This window comes from Rhodococcus sp. NPDC055024, from assembly GCF_053608585.1.
The window spans coordinates 96,640-110,901 of record NZ_JBSGVT010000013.1 but is presented as its reverse complement, the minus strand read 5'-3'; the positions used below and the strand labels follow the sequence as shown (position 1 = coordinate 110,901).

13 protein-coding genes are annotated in these 14,262 nt (G+C 63.0%); 12 read left to right on the top strand and 1 reads right to left on the bottom strand.

Features of this window, described 5'->3' with window-relative positions; all coding sequences use genetic code 11:
* Nucleotides 1–6: 6 nt before the first annotated feature.
* From ACWF6P_RS24685 to ACWF6P_RS24675, 3 genes are read left to right on the top strand one after another with little or no spacing between them, the layout of a single operon-like run.
* Nucleotides 7–666: a 4'-phosphopantetheinyl transferase family protein gene (locus tag ACWF6P_RS24685; RefSeq protein WP_452622849.1), complete on the top strand. Its 660-nt coding sequence runs from the start codon at nucleotides 7–9 to the stop codon at nucleotides 664–666.
* Nucleotides 667–690: 24 nt separating this feature from the next.
* Nucleotides 691–1,611, top strand: coding sequence for a tRNA pseudouridine(55) synthase TruB (truB, locus tag ACWF6P_RS24680; protein WP_452622848.1), 921 nt, complete (start codon nucleotides 691–693; stop codon nucleotides 1,609–1,611).
* Nucleotides 1,608–2,084 (top strand): GNAT family N-acetyltransferase, encoded by a 477-nt coding sequence (locus tag ACWF6P_RS24675; protein WP_452622847.1) that lies wholly within the window; start codon nucleotides 1,608–1,610, stop codon nucleotides 2,082–2,084. The genes truB and ACWF6P_RS24675 overlap by 4 nt, the downstream gene beginning before the upstream one ends.
* A gap of 4 nt (nucleotides 2,085–2,088) precedes the next feature.
* On the opposite strand, the gene ACWF6P_RS24670 is transcribed toward ACWF6P_RS24675, so the two are convergent.
* Entirely contained in the window at nucleotides 2,089–2,835 is a 747-nt protein-coding gene (locus tag ACWF6P_RS24670) for a metal-dependent transcriptional regulator (protein WP_452622846.1), read from the bottom strand.
* 117 nt (nucleotides 2,836–2,952) lie between these two features.
* Here ACWF6P_RS24670 and ACWF6P_RS24665 point away from each other — a divergent pair, with 117 nt between their 5' ends.
* From ACWF6P_RS24665 to ACWF6P_RS24625, 9 genes are all read left to right on the top strand, one after another.
* The gene (locus tag ACWF6P_RS24665) at nucleotides 2,953–3,933 is read left to right on the top strand and encodes a bifunctional riboflavin kinase/FAD synthetase (RefSeq protein WP_452622845.1); all 981 of its coding nucleotides are present in this window, start codon (nucleotides 2,953–2,955) and stop codon (nucleotides 3,931–3,933) included.
* Nucleotides 3,934–4,114: 181 nt separating this feature from the next.
* Nucleotides 4,115–4,384 (top strand): 30S ribosomal protein S15, encoded by a 270-nt coding sequence (rpsO, locus tag ACWF6P_RS24660; RefSeq protein WP_003942254.1) that lies wholly within the window; start codon nucleotides 4,115–4,117, stop codon nucleotides 4,382–4,384.
* Between the two features lie 438 nt (nucleotides 4,385–4,822).
* Nucleotides 4,823–7,093 (top strand): polyribonucleotide nucleotidyltransferase, encoded by a 2,271-nt coding sequence (locus ACWF6P_RS24655; protein ID WP_378533586.1) that lies wholly within the window; start codon nucleotides 4,823–4,825, stop codon nucleotides 7,091–7,093.
* Nucleotides 7,094–7,218: 125 nt separating this feature from the next.
* Entirely contained in the window at nucleotides 7,219–8,580 is a 1,362-nt protein-coding gene (locus ACWF6P_RS24650; RefSeq protein ID WP_230813043.1) for a M16 family metallopeptidase, read from the top strand.
* 28 nt (nucleotides 8,581–8,608) lie between these two features.
* Entirely contained in the window at nucleotides 8,609–9,721 is a 1,113-nt protein-coding gene (locus ACWF6P_RS24645) for an alcohol dehydrogenase catalytic domain-containing protein (RefSeq protein ID WP_452622844.1), read from the top strand.
* A gap of 180 nt (nucleotides 9,722–9,901) precedes the next feature.
* Nucleotides 9,902–11,599 carry a cutinase family protein gene (locus ACWF6P_RS24640; protein ID WP_452622843.1) on the top strand — a complete coding sequence of 566 codons (1,698 nt, stop codon included), beginning with the start codon at nucleotides 9,902–9,904 and terminating at the stop codon, nucleotides 11,597–11,599.
* Between the two features lie 160 nt (nucleotides 11,600–11,759).
* A complete protein-coding gene (locus tag ACWF6P_RS24635) occupies nucleotides 11,760–12,089 on the top strand; it encodes a hydrogenase maturation nickel metallochaperone HypA/HybF (protein WP_452622914.1) in 330 nt (109 codons plus the stop codon).
* A 2-nt stretch (nucleotides 12,090–12,091) separates the two neighbouring features.
* A complete protein-coding gene (gene hypB, locus ACWF6P_RS24630; protein WP_452622842.1) occupies nucleotides 12,092–12,913 on the top strand; it encodes a hydrogenase nickel incorporation protein HypB in 822 nt (273 codons plus the stop codon).
* A 197-nt stretch (nucleotides 12,914–13,110) separates the two neighbouring features.
* A complete protein-coding gene (locus ACWF6P_RS24625) occupies nucleotides 13,111–14,226 on the top strand; it encodes an NADH-quinone oxidoreductase subunit B family protein (protein ID WP_378449942.1) in 1,116 nt (371 codons plus the stop codon).
* Nucleotides 14,227–14,262: the final 36 nt, after the last annotated feature.

The window sequence follows — 14,262 nt, the reverse complement described above, 5'->3', positions numbered from 1 at the left end:
CGCTACGTGATCGAACAGATTCTCCCCGGTGGAGTCGCGACGGCCGAGGCCTTCGTCGATCCGCCCGGTCTGGTACCGCATCCCAGCGAGGAGGCGTTGATCGGCCGCGCCGTCGAGAAGCGTCGTCGCGAGTTCGTGACTACTCGGCACCTCGCGCGTCAGGCGATGGGCAAGCTCGGTGTTCCGTCTGCTGCCGTCATGCGCGGCGAGCGTGGTGCCCCGCTGTGGCCGCAAGGAGTGGTCGGGAGCCTCGCCCATTGCGACGGCTACCGCGGCGCTGTCCTGGCGTATTCCATGCAGGTCCGCTCTCTCGGAATCGACGCCGAACCGCACGGCCCGCTGCCGGACGGGGTTTTGCCTGCGGTCAGTATCGAGGCGGAACGAACGTGGCTGGGTGCCCAGGAGACCGGCGGTCCGGTGCATTGGGATCGAGTGCTTTTCTGTGCGAAGGAAGCCACGTACAAAGCCTGGTTTCCGCTGACCGGGCGCTGGTTGGGGTTCGAGGACGCCCACATCACGTTCGAGGCGGAGTCGGACACTTCCGGAACTTTCACGTCACGTCTGCTCGTCCCCGGTGAGGCGACGTCCGGTCCGCCGCTCACCTCTTTCGACGGCAGGTGGTTGGTGTCGGACGGGCTCATCCTGACGGCAATTTCGGTGCAGTGAGTGCGACTGGCAGAATCGGCACACGTGTCAGCTCGTGAAAAGCCTTCCTCCGGTCTTGTCGGCGCCGGAATCCTGATCGTCGACAAAGAGGCAGGTATCACCAGCCACGACGTGGTCGCTCGTTGCCGCAAGTTGTTGAACACCCGCAAGGTGGGACATGCCGGGACGCTGGATCCCATGGCAACCGGTGTCCTCGTACTCGGCGTGGAGCGTGCGACCAAGTTGCTCGGACTCCTGGCGCTGACCACCAAGGCGTATTCGGCGACCATTCGTCTCGGTGCAGCGACGGACACGGACGACGCCGAGGGTGAGGTTCTGACTTCCGCAGACGCTTCGCAGGTGACGGACGCGGAGATCGCGGCGATCGTGGCAACGCTGACCGGAGACATCAAGCAGATTCCGGCGAGCGTGAGTGCTATCAAGGTCGACGGTCAGCGCGCACACGCATTGGTGCGAGCGGGAGAAACCGTCGAACTCGCTCCGCGCCCGGTAACGGTGTCGACTTTCGAAGTTCTGGCTCGGCGAGATGTTCCGGGAGGATTCGTCGACCTGGACGTCGACGTGGAGTGCTCGTCCGGTACGTACATCCGCTCACTCGCGCGGGATCTCGGTCGCGAGTTGGGCGTCGGCGGCCATTTGACGGCACTGCGCCGCACCCGCGTCGGGCCGTTCACTCTCGAACATGCGCGCACGCTCGAAGACCTGGCGGAGCAGCCGGGTGTGAGCCTCGACATCGACCAGGCCGCGCAGACGGCCTTTCCGCATCGGCAGATCACCGCAGAGGAAGCCGAGGCGATCAGCCAGGGGCGCTGGCTCGAGCCGCTCGGGATGAAGGGGATCTGTGCGGCCATCGATCCCACCGGACACACGATCGCGCTCCTGCAGGAGAAGGGTCGACGCGCCAGCTCGGTGATGGTCGTGCGGCCGGCGACGCTGCGGGGATGATCGTTCGCGAGCGTGTCGACGGCGACCTCGACGGTTGCGTCGATGTGCTCGCGCGGGTCCACGAGCGCGACGGATATCCGAACACGTGGCCCCTGAACCCGCGCCGCTGGCTCAGTTCGCCCACCGTGGTGAATGCGTGGGTCGGTGAGAGTGACGGCCGTGTTGTCGGTCATGTCGCCGTCGACAGCGAGGTCGGAGGTGCGCCGGTAACCGCGGGATCGACAGCTGTGTCGCGACTATTCGTTCATCCCCGTGTACGCGGGAACGGCCTCAGCGATGCGCTACTCGACGCCGTAACGGTTTTTGCAGCCGAGAGTCAGTTGGGACTGGTGCTCGACGTCGTGGATGACGCTCTGCCGGCGATCGCGCTGTACGAGCGTCGAGGTTGGGAGTACGTCGACGAGAGGCTCGCCGACTGGACCCGGGCAGACGGCGTCCGGCCTGTGGAACGTCGATACCGGCTGCCGCTCTGAGCGGTTAGACAAGCCAAATTGCTTGAGCGACTGGACTTCCCAGATCGATGGTGTTCGGGCTGTCGCCGAGTCGCACGGACACGGTACCGGCGAAATCGCGGCGCTCCTCGACAGTGATCTCGACATCGAGACTGACGCCGACGGAATCGAAGTAGCGGAGCATTTCGGGATCGGAATCGGAGATCCGGGCAACGCGGCCCTGTTCGCCGTTGGCGAAGTCGCTGAGCTGGCGGGCCGGGGGAGTTGGTACCGAACCATCGGTGGCGGGAATGGGATCGCCGTGTGGGTCGCGTTCGGGGAAGCCGAGTTTGGCGTCCATCCGGGCGATCATCAAATCGGAAACGGCATGTTCGAGGACTTCGGCTTCGTCGTGGACTTCGTCCCAGCCGTACCCGAGTTCCTGAACCAGGTAAGTCTCGATCAACCGGTGGCGCCGGACCATCGACACAGCGGCGGCGCGGCCGCTGTCCGTCAAGGCGATGGAACCGTAGCGGGCGTGATCGACCAGGCCCTGGTCCGAGAGTTTGCGGATGGCCTCGGACACGGTCGAGGCCGAGACGCTCATCTTCTCGGACAGGAGCTTGGTGGAAACCCGTTCGTGGGACCACTCCTGGATCGTCCAGATGACCTTGAGGTAGTCCTGAGCCACCGACGAGAGCGCGAGCGTGTCGATTGCCGCGTCGTGCGCCGAAGTGTTGTCGCTGTCCGACGCCGATGATGCTTCCGAGGTTCCGGTCTTGTGAGCTGCCACAACGCTTAGCTTAGGCTACGAAATCCGGAACTTCTGTACGTGAGCGGCAGCACAGCGGTGATTCGCTGGGCGGGTCCGAACGTGACCCGCCGCTAGTGGACCCGTAGGCTGCCAATCGTGCTGAGATGGCGTGGTCTCGACGAAGTTCCGGCCGATTGGGGTCGTTGTGTGCTCACTATCGGTGTGTTCGACGGTGTGCATCGCGGGCATGCCCAATTGATAGCGAGAGCGGTTGCCGCTGCCCGCAAACGTGGTGTTCCGAGTGTGTTGATGACGTTCGACCCGCATCCCATGGAGGTTGTGCGGCCGGGTAGTCATCCAGCCCAGTTGACGACGCTGCAACGGCGTGCGGAATTGGCTCAGGATCTGGGCATCGACGTCTTCTGCGTGATGCCGTTCACCGCTGATTTCATGAAGTTGACGCCCGAGCGCTACGTCCACGAAATTCTCGTCGAACGCCTGCATGTCGCCGAGGTGGTGGTGGGGGACAACTTCACCTTCGGCAAGAAGGCGCTCGGAAATGTTGATCTTCTGCGTGAGATGGGCGCTCGCTTCGGCTTTGCCGTCGACGGCGTCCAGCTGCTTGCCGAGCACGCGGTGACGTTCTCGTCCACCTATATCCGTTCGTGCGTCGACGCGGGTGACATGGAAGCGGCTACCGAAGCTCTCGGTCGTCCGCATCGTGTCGAAGGTGTAGTCGTGCACGGTGACAAGCGTGGACGCGAGTTGGGATTCCCGACGGCCAACGTTGCACCGCCGATGTTTTCGGCCATTCCGGCCGACGGTGTGTACGCGGCCTGGTTCACGGTACTGGGCGCCGGTGAGGAACTCGGGACTGTCGTTCCCGGTCGTCGATACCAAGCCGCAGTGTCTGTGGGTACCAATCCGACCTTCTCGGGCCGGACCCGAACCGTGGAGGCATACGTTCTCGACACCGAAGCCGACTTGTACGGCCAACACGTCGCGGTCGACCTGGTTTCGCGGATTCGCGGTATGGAGAAGTTCGACTCGATCGAGTCGCTCATCACGGCGATGAACCGAGATGTCGAACGCGCACGCCAGATTCTGAGTGAGGATGCAGAGCGCAGCGTTGGTTGAGCGCGGAGCGCAGCGTTGGTTGAGTTTCTCCTGCGTTAGTGGCGGCGGCCACATTCGCTGTAGGCGTGCGAATGTGCCGCATTACTGCTGGTAGCATCTTCTCTCGGTGCGTGCTGCGGTTTGCGGTGGCCGCGCCCGATCTAGTTCCTTTCACGCAAACGTCATTACAGGAGTGAATCAAGTGGCATTGACCACGGAAGAAAAGAAGGTCGTTCTCGGCGAGTACGGCTTGCACGAGACCGACACGGGATCGCCCGAAGCTCAGGTGGCAATGCTCACCAAGCGCATCACCGATCTCACCGAGCACCTCAAGACCCACAAGCATGACCACCACTCGCGTCGTGGACTGCTCTTGATGGTCGGTCGCCGTCGTCGTCTGCTGAAGTACGTGGCAAAGACCGACGTCGCTCGCTACCGCACGCTCATCGAGCGTCTCGGCCTGCGTCGCTAGATTTTTCTCACGACGCTGATCGAAAGCAACACGGCACGCTTCGGTTTGCCGAACACTCCGTCAGCCGGCGAAGCCACGCATATACTGGGCTTCGCTGGCTTTCGGCGTTAGCTGCCGCAAGGCAGTTTCCGCTGTCGGCGCACATGCACAGTTGTCAATGCGCAGTTGTGCAGAGCGAAGTCAGCACACCGTATGCACCAGAGAACGTGGTGTCGGTTGTCGGTAGTGGTTCTCCGGACCGGGCAAGTGCCCGAAAGCTCCGGCGGACTTCGATCGACGGCCGCCCGAACGTCGTGACGTCCCGAAGCAGAAATCGCTCGCATAGTAGGAGCGTCTGCAATTCAAGAGGGGGACGTCCCTCGGTGCGCAGTTTCCACCAGGAGGGTGGAAACGCCCGCGCGGGTACGGCGAAGACGAGAGGGAAGTGAAGAGAAAAGAATGACAGACAATTCCGTAGTAGAGGTCGACGAAGGCGTGTTCGAATCCACCGCCGTGATCGACAACGGGTCTTTCGGTACCCGCACCATCCGTTTCGAGACCGGACGCCTTGCTCAGCAGGCTGCCGGCGCCGTCGTTGCGTACCTGGACGACGAGACCATGCTGCTGTCCGCCACGAGCGCCAGCAAGCACCCCAAGGAGCACTTCGACTTCTTCCCCCTGACGGTGGACGTCGAAGAGCGCATGTACGCAGCGGGCCGCATCCCCGGTTCGTTCTTCCGTCGTGAGGGACGCCCCTCCACCGACGCGATCCTGACCTGCCGCCTCATCGACCGGCCGCTGCGCCCGTCGTTCGTCGACGGTCTCCGTAACGAGATCCAGGTCGTCGTCACGGTCATGAGCCTCAACCCGCAGGATCTGTACGACGTCGTGGCTATCAACGCCGCTTCCGCGTCGACGCAGATCGCGGGCCTGCCGTTCTCCGGACCCGTCGGTGGCGTGCGTGTTGCACTCATCGTCTCCGAGGACAACAAGGCCGGCCAGTGGGTTGCATTCCCGACGGTCGATCAGCTCGAGAACGCCGTCTTCGACATGGTCGTCGCCGGCCGCGTCGTGTCCGGCAGCGGTGACAACGCCGACGTCGCGATCATGATGGTCGAGGCCGAGGCCACCGACAACGTCATCGCGAAGATCGCCGACGGCGCTCAGGCACCGACCGAGGCCATCGTCGCCGAAGGCCTCGAGGCCGCCAAGCCGTTCATCGCACGCCTGTGCGCTGCACAGGCGGCGCTGGCATCCAAGGCTGCAAAGCCCACGGGTGACTACCCGGTCTTCCCGGCGTACCAGGACGACGTTTTTGCTGCCGTCGAGGCCGCTGCGTCCGAAAAGCTCAATGCCGCACTGACAATCGCCGGCAAGCAGGAACGCGACGACAAGACCGACGAGGTCAAGGTCGAGGTCCTCGAGCAGGTTGCACCGAACTTCGAAGGCCGCGAGAAGGAACTGGGAGCAGCGTTCCGCTCGCTCACCAAGAAGCTGGTTCGCCAGCGCATCCTGCGCGATCAGTTCCGCATCGACGGCCGCGGCGTCACGGACATCCGTTCGCTCTCTGCCGAGGTTGCGATCATCCCGCGCGCACACGGCTCCGCACTGTTCGAGCGCGGCGAGACCCAGATCCTGGGCGTCACCACTCTCGACATGGTCAAGATGGCGCAGCAGGTCGACTCGCTCGGTCCCGAGACCAGCAAGCGCTACATGCACCATTACAACTTCCCGCCGTACTCCACCGGTGAGACGGGCCGCGTCGGTTCACCGAAGCGTCGCGAAATCGGTCACGGTGCACTCGCCGAGCGCGCACTCATGCCGGTTCTGCCCAGCGTCGAAGAGTTCCCGTACGCGATTCGCCAGGTCTCCGAGGCTCTGAGCTCCAACGGCTCCACCTCGATGGGCTCGGTGTGTGCTTCCACGCTCGCGCTGCTCAACGCGGGTGTGCCGCTGCGTGCTCCGGTTGCCGGTATCGCCATGGGCCTGGTTTCCGACCAGGTCGACGGTGAAACCCGCTACGTGGCTCTGACCGACATCCTCGGCGCCGAAGATGCTTTCGGCGACATGGACTTCAAGGTCGCAGGCACCAAGGACTTCGTCACGGCTCTGCAGCTGGACACGAAGCTCGACGGCATCCCGTCGCAGGTTCTCGCCGGCGCTTTGTCGCAGGCGAAGGACGCACGGACCACGATCCTCGAGGTCATGGCGGAAGCCATCGACACCCCGGACGAGATGAGCCCGTTCGCTCCCCGCGTGACGGCCATCAAGGTCCCCGTCGACAAGATCGGTGAGGTCATCGGCCCCAAGGGCAAGATGATCAACTCCATCACCGAGCAGACCGGTGCCAACATCTCCATCGAAGACGACGGCACCGTGTTCGTCGGCGCTACCGATGGACCGTCTGCACAGGCCGCGATCGACATGATCAACGCCATTGCCAACCCGCAGCTCCCCAAGGTCGGCGAGCGGTTCCTGGGCACGGTCGTCAAGACCACCGCCTTCGGTGCCTTCGTTTCGCTCCTGCCGGGACGCGACGGGCTGGTGCACATCTCGAAGCTGGGCAGCGGTAAGCGCATTGCCAAGGTCGAAGACGTGGTCAACGTCGGATCCAAGATCCGCGTCGAGATCGCTGACATCGATGCTCGCGGCAAGATCTCGCTGATCCCGGTCGAAGAGGGCAACGACGAGGCTGCCGCTCCGGCCGCCGACGAGGCTGCTTCCGAGTAGATCTCACTTCGTACTCTGATGCGGCCCCGCGCGGATTTCCGTGCGGGGCCGCATCTGTACTGTCTGTAGACACAGAGCCTGTAGATACCTGTTTTCAATTGCACCGAGGACTGCTGAACCTTTTCATGGCAAAGACCACTCCCAACACCACGCGCAGCCGCAGCGCTGTGCTGAAATCGCCGATCGATGCGAAGTCTCCTGAATCGGGAGTGCAGCGCACGGTCCTTCCCGGCGGCCTGCGCGTCGTCACCGAATTCATCCCCGGTGTGCGTTCGGCCTCCGTCGGTGTGTGGGTCGGAGTCGGCTCCCGCGACGAGCAGCCGAGTGTGGCCGGTGCCGCGCATTTTCTCGAGCACCTGCTGTTCAAGTCGACGCCGTCACGGACCGCGTTGGACATCGCGCAGGTCATGGACGGTGTGGGCGGCGAACTCAATGCATTCACGTCGAAGGAACACACCTGTTTCTACGCGCACGTGATCGACGACGACCTTCCGATGGCGGTGGACCTTGTCGCCGACGTCGTGCTGCGCGGGCGTTGCAGAACCGCGGACGTCGACGTCGAGCGGCAAGTAGTGCTCGAAGAGATCGCGATGCGCGACGACGATCCGGAAGACTTGCTCGGCGACGCGTTTCTGACCGCGTTGTTCGGCGATCATCCTGTCGGTCGTCCGATCATCGGTAGCGTCGAATCGATCGAGTCGATGTCGCGCAATCAGTTGCATTCCTTCCACGTTCGGCGGTACACGCCGCAGCGGATGGTGCTGGCCGTAGCGGGAAACGTCGACCATAAGCAGGTTGTGACGCTCGCTCGCCGTGCATTTGCCGGGCATCTCGAGCGTGGGGTCAAGCCGGCGCCGCGGCGCGAAGGCACTTTGCGTTTGCGAACGATGCCTGAACTGAGCTTGACCCATCGCGACAGCGAGCAGGTCCACCTTGCTCTCGGGGTTCGTGCGTTCGGCCGGCACGAGGGCCATCGCTGGGCATTGTCGGTTCTCAACGCCGCGGTGGGTGGCGGACTGAGTTCTCGTCTGTTCCAAGAGATTCGGGAGAAGCGGGGTCTCGCGTACTCCGTCTATTCCGGCGTCGACACCTTCGCGGACACCGGAGCGTTCTCCGTGTACGCGGGTTGCCAGCCGGAGAACCTCGGGGAGGTCGCCACGGTGATCCGTGAGGTACTCGCGAATGTGGCCAGAGACGGAATCACCGATGCCGAGATCGCCCGCGCCAAGGGATCGCTGCGCGGCGGATTGGTTCTGGCACTGGAAGATTCAGGCTCACGCATGAACCGTATCGGTCGCAGTGAGCTGAACTACGGCAACCATCGCAGTGTTGCGCAGACGCTCGCGACCATCGACGCAGTCACCTCCGAAGAGGTGCTCGAGGTGGCGCAGGTGCTCTTGACGAGGCCGTTTGCAGCCGCCGTCGTCGGCCCGTACAAGCGGGTTCGTGACCTCCCCGCGTCGGTACGCGGGATCGTGGGCAAGTAGCTCGAACAATCGAAATCGGGGTGTGCAGTTGAAGATCCGTGGTGCAGTGCTCGAAGAGATCGGCCGGGAGCGTCCCTTTGCCAAGTCGACCCCGATTTCGATTTCGGAGCTTGATCTCGAATCCCCGGGCCCCGGCGAGATCCTCGTCAAGATCGAAGCTGCCGGGCTTTGTCACTCCGACCTCTCCGTGGTCGACGGGAATCGTGTTCGTCCCGTGCCGATGTTGTTGGGGCACGAGGCGGCCGGTCGGATCGTCGAGGTCGGGGAAGGAGTCGATTCGCTGTCGGTTGGCGCCCGCGTCGTGATGACGTTTCTTCCGCGGTGCGGTGATTGTGCGGGATGCGCCACCGACGGGCGGATGCCGTGCACGGTGGGCAGCGCCGCCAACAACGACGGCAATTTGCTCGGTGGCGCGCAACGGCTGAGGCGCTCCGGTGAGGACGTCAAACATCATCTCGGCGTTTCGGGTTTCGCAACGCATGCGGTGGTCAACGCCAAGTCGGTAGTTGCCGTCGACGACGACATCCCGGCCGAGATTGCAGCCGTCCTCGGTTGCGCTGTGTTGACCGGCGGGGGAGCGCTGCTCAACGCGGCCAAGCCTCGCCCGGCCGACACGGTGATGGTGGTCGGCTTGGGCGGAGTCGGGATGGCCGCCATCCTGACGGCGCGCGCACTCGGGGTCGAAAACGTCATCGGGGTCGACGCACTGGAGTCGAAGTTGGCCCAGGCCCTGGAACTGGGCGCGACCGAGGTCTTCACACCGTCCGGCCTGTCCGAGAGTGGCGTTCGCGCAGACATCGTCGTCGAGGCCGCGGGAAATGCTCGGGCCTTCGAGACAGCGGTGGCTGCGACGGCAGCGGGTGGCACGACCGTCACGGTCGGGTTGCCGGCGCCTGACGCACGCTCGTCGATCTCACCTCTCGGGCTGGTCGCCGAAGCGCGGACCATCATCGGCAGTTACCTCGGATCCGCCGTCCCGGCTCGCGACATCCCGATCTACGCGCAGCTGTGGCGAGACGGGAAGCTACCGGTCGAGAAGCTGATCTCCTCGCGAATCGAATTGGCCGACATCAATTCCGGTATGGACGAACTGGCGGACGGAAAAGCAATCCGACAGGTCATTATTTTCGACTCGGAGTAGCGTCACGCTGGCGTTATGCAGCGTTTATGAGCCTGCGACGAGATGAAAATCCACGCGGGCCGCCCGGGAAAATCGTTACCTCCTGTAACGCTCCTCTCGTACTGGACGACTACTCGAATGACGTTGCGTGACGCCCCGGGGGTCGGTCGTACGTTTTCCAAAGCTGATTGGGGAGAAGATATGCCGGTTCGTGGGTTCTTTTCGCGACATCGAATACTGGCGGGTGCAGTAGCGCCCGCAGCGCTCGGCGTGGCCGCACTGGTCGCGGTTGCGGTCGCTGTGGACTCTCCGGAGTCACGCACGATCGAGACACAATTGACGTCTTCGGTCACCGAGTGTCACGACATGGTGAGCATCGCGGTTGCCGGTCGACACGACACACCGGACGCTTCGACGGTGAAGATGTTGCTGGGAGCCGACGGGAAGCCCCTTCCTGCCGCCCTGTCCGGTGACTACAAGAGTGAACGCGTCGACCAGGTGATCAACCCGGCAGGCTCCGTCAACGCGAACAAGCCCGGCTCGTACGCGGCTGTGTACATCGCGTACCCGGCCAACATGGCGTCCTACGAGGACGCCGTCGCTGCCGGCGCTGCAAACACGCAGTCCGTGATGAGTGCCATCGCCAAGGAATGCCCGAAGACTCAGTTCTCGATCGTCGGGTACAGCGAAGGCGCCGATGTGGTGCGTCGCGTCGCGATGGACATCGGTACGCAGGAGAACAACGAGTTCGGGGTCGACCCGGACAAGGTTGTCGGTGTGGTCATGCTGGCGGATGCAGGCCGTGAAGCCGGCGACGGTACGTTCCTCGGTGCCAAGAATCCGTTCACGAACCCGGATAACTTCAATACGAAGTACCAGAACGGCACCTCCGCGACACCTGGCGAAGGTGTACTCCCCGGCACTGCCGGAGGTTTCGGCAAGCTGAACGGCAAGGTCGCGTCCTTCTGCTCGGACGGTGACTTCACCTGCTCGGCTCCCAGCAACATCTCTCTGTTGATCTTGGCGGCAAATGTCGGTCGGCAGTTGAACATCGACCAACTCGAAGCGCAGGGTCTGAACCCGGCCACCGGTCAGGACGTCGCGGTGGTGTTCGGCCAGATCGTCTTCGAGGCGTTCGCAGACATTTCGTCCAATCCCAACTGGATGCAGAGTGACGAGACGTTCCTTCAGGTGATGCTCAAGGTCTCGGATCCGGAGTACAAGCCCGGAAAAACACCCGCGCCGGCGCCCGTAGCCGATGGTGAGACGGTGTCCGCCGACAAGGTGTCTCCGCTGGCATATCTGCCGCAGAAGCTCTTCAAGGAGATCGTCGGTCTGATCGCTACCAACCAGAACACGATTCCCGTGATCTTGAGCGACCCCTACCAGCAGACACTCGCTCCGGATGTCGGACACCACTTCGATTACTGGCGTGATGCGGATGCTGCCAATGGCAAGCCGTTGACTTCAGCTCAGTACGCAGCGGCCTGGCTCACTTACCTCGCCCAGCAGGCGAAGGAAGGAAAGCCCGTCGACACAACGGCGAAGCCGACCCCGGAACAGATCAGCGCTGCAGTTGATGCCTACATGGCTGACGGCAATGCGGAAGGCGATGCCGCGGTGGCTGAAGGCACCGGAACCGGTCAGGCACCGGCCGGGGCCACAGGCTCCACGGGATCTGCCGGAGCGCCCGCAACCACGTCACAGGTCCCTGCGGCAGGATCGGCGTCGGTCACATCGGGAGCGGTAGCCACTCCGACGGGTTCGGCGGCAGTGACGCCGACGTCGACCGTTCCGACTTCACCGGTAGCGGGCACGGATGCGACGACGGCGCCCCCGACAACAACAGCGACGTCGACGACCACGACGACGACGAAGGTGCCGGTTCCGAACCCGTAACCCTTCTCTTCGGCGTTCGTCGCACGAATAACGCTGTCACAGGCTGCGATCCGCAATCAGTTGCGGATCGCAGCCTGTTTTCGTGTACGGGTTACGTACAGCGACCGATGGTGCTTATCGTGGAAGGGAGGTTTCCGCATCACGAATCGTGGGTTTCACCGTGCACGAGCTTTCTATTGCGCAGAGTGTGGTCGAAGCCGTGTGTGAGCGTGCCGGCGAGCGACGGGTATCGAGCGTGCGGCTTGAAGTAGGGCAACTCTGCGCGGTGGTTCCGCACTCCCTGCTGTTCTGCTTCGACGTCGTCACTGCGGGTACTCACGCCGAAGGTGCCAGCTTGCACATAGATCAGATTGCCACCAGCGCGTTATGCAAAAGCTGCGGTGTGACGTTCTCGCCGCCCGACATGTTCTTGCTGTGTGAATGCGGCAGTGCTGATGTGGAGGTGCTTGCCGGCCGAGAGTTGCGGATCCTGTCGATGGAAGTGAGCTGAGCATGTGCGCGACGTGTGGGTGCGGGGACACCACAGGACCTCGGGTTTCGGTAGTCGAAGACGGAGAACACGAGCAGGAACACGGCCATGGCCACGATCATGAACATGGCCACGGCCACGGCCACGGACATGACCATGAGCACGGACACCCCGACCACACTGTGATTCTCGAGCAGCAGGTGCTTGCCAAGAACGACGGCATTGCACTGAACAATCGTGAGAGGATGCGGGCGCGCGGAATTACGGCGCTCAACATCATGAGTTCGCCCGGCGCGGGGAAGACGACGTTGCTGGCGCGAACGATCCGGGAACTGGAACGGCAACGACCTGTCGCAGTGATCGAAGGTGATCAGGAAACCCGGCTCGACGCCGAGCGGATTCGTGATGCCGGTGCGTCGGTGGTCCAGGTGAACACCGGGGCCGGATGTCACCTCGATGCCGAGATGATCGACCGCGCGCTGCGCGCCCTGGATCCCGCAGACGAGTCGCTGCTTCTGATCGAAAACGTCGGAAACCTGGTGTGCCCCGCGCTCTTCGACCTGGGCGAGGAAGGCAAGGTTGTCCTAATTTCCACACCGGAGGGGGATGACAAGCCCAAAAAGTACCCGCACATCTTTGCCGTCGCGGACCTCGTGGTGATCAACAAGATCGACTTGCTCCCGTACGTCGACTTCGACGTCGATGCGTGTGTGGCGCAAGCGAAAATCCTCAATCCTGCTGTGCGCGTACTTGTTTTGTCCGCTACGACGGGTGAGGGCTTGGACGAGTGGTACGAGTGGATCGGTAGTCGTTCGGCGATTTCTCCGGTGGCCGTTGACAACTGATCTGCTCGGGTAGTTAATGAAATGAGTGGGTGCCACGCAAGAGGGCCGAGGTTCGACTCCGGTGGCGTCAGCATTTCGGTGCCGCGGCAATTCGAGGCCACAGAGTTTTGAGGCCACGGAGTTTTGAGGCCATTGCGTGTCAGGCCAGTCGCGGCGCTGAGAGTCAAGGCGCAAGTGCACCCGTGAAAGCTGCTGACATGGACACACAAAAATCGACTGCTGGCACCACGGCGGAACCTGCCTCCGAAAGCGCAGCGACCTCCCGAAGTGCAGCGGCGAAAGCGGAAGAAACTTTGATCCACGTGCTGTGGATCAATGCCGGTCTCAGTTGCGACGGTGACTCGGTGGCGCTGACTGCCGCCACACAACCCAGCATCGAGGAGATCGCGCTCGGGGCGTTGCCCGGCCTGCCTCAAGTAGCGGTTCATTGGCCGCTCATCGACTTCGAATGCGGACCGCAGGGTGGCGCCGACGATTTCCTCGAGTGGTTCTGGAAAGCCGACCGGGGAGAATTAGAACCCTTCGTTCTTGTTGTCGAAGGATCGATACCGAATGAGAAACTCCACGACGAAGGGTACTGGTGTGGCTTCGGGAACAATCGCGAAACCGGCCAACCGGTCACCACGAGCGAATGGCTCGACAAGTTGGCGCCGAAAGCGACTGCGGTAGTTGCGGTCGGAACGTGCGCGACCTACGGCGGCATACATGCGATGGCCGGCAATCCGACCGGTGCGATGGGCGTGCCGGACTATCTCGGGTGGACCTGGAAATCGAAGGCGGGCATCCCGATCGTGTGCGTTCCCGGGTGTCCCATTCAGCCGGACAACCTCTCCGAGACCCTGACCTATCTTCTGTACATGGCCACTGACCAGGCGCCGATGATTCCCTTGGACGAATCCCTGCGCCCGCAGTGGCTTTTCGGTGCCACCGTTCACGAGGGCTGTGACCGTGGCGGATACTACGAACAGGGCGAGTTCGCGACGGAGTACGGGTCACCGAAGTGCATTGTCAAACTCGGGTGTTGGGGACCGGTCGTGAAATGCAATGTCCCCAAGCGCGGTTGGATCAACGGAGTTGGCGGGTGTCCCAACGTCGGCGGGATCTGTATCGGGTGCACGATGCCGGGGTTCCCCGACAAGTTCATGCCGTTCATGGATGAACCGCCCGGCGGCAAACTCTCCACCAATGCGGTGGGAATGTACGGGTCCGTGATTCACAGTCTGCGCCGGATCACCGGTCACACGTTGGACAAGGAACCGCACTGGCGCGAGCGCGGGTCGAAGTTGCTCACGGGTGCAACGCGTACGTGGTGACCGACCGGATACATTCAAATTAGTTCGTGAGCAACG

Coding starts and splice junctions, on each gene's coding strand:
- ACWF6P_RS24675 (WP_452622847.1), top strand. CDS start 1,608: ATGATCGTTCGCGAGCGTGTCGACGGCGACCTCGACGGTTGCGTCGAT.
- ACWF6P_RS24655 (WP_378533586.1), top strand. CDS start 4,823: ATGACAGACAATTCCGTAGTAGAGGTCGACGAAGGCGTGTTCGAATCC.
- ACWF6P_RS24650 (WP_230813043.1), top strand. CDS start 7,219: ATGGCAAAGACCACTCCCAACACCACGCGCAGCCGCAGCGCTGTGCTG.
- ACWF6P_RS24640 (WP_452622843.1), top strand. CDS start 9,902: ATGCCGGTTCGTGGGTTCTTTTCGCGACATCGAATACTGGCGGGTGCA.
- hypB (WP_452622842.1), top strand. CDS start 12,092: ATGTGCGCGACGTGTGGGTGCGGGGACACCACAGGACCTCGGGTTTCG.
- ACWF6P_RS24625 (WP_378449942.1), top strand. CDS start 13,111: ATGGACACACAAAAATCGACTGCTGGCACCACGGCGGAACCTGCCTCC.